2 tRNA genes are annotated in these 275 nt (G+C 49.5%); both read right to left on the minus strand.

What is annotated here, in order from left to right:
- Positions 1-73 (minus strand) — tRNA-Pro (locus ACVA53_RS25100).
- 126 nt (positions 74-199) lie between these two features.
- Positions 200-275: transfer RNA gene (locus tag ACVA53_RS25105), tRNA-His, on the minus strand.

Consider the following 275-nt stretch of genomic DNA (forward strand, 5'->3'; position numbering starts at 1 on the left):
CGGTGAAGAGGGATTCGAACCCCCGACCCTCTGGTCCCAAACCAGATGCGCTACCAAGCTGCGCTATTCACCGACAAAATTCTTTTTACTTGGCTTTGCTCCAAGAGGGTTAACCTCTGGTCCGCTATTCCAAGAGCCATGATGCACTATCAAACTAGGCGATTCACGACAAATGCTTCAATAATGAAGCCTTTAATAATGGGGTGGCTAACGGGATTTGAACCCGCGACAACCGGAATCACAATCCGGGACTCTACCAACTGAGCTATAGCCAC

It is taken from the genome of Photobacterium sp. DNB23_23_1 (assembly GCF_052873815.1).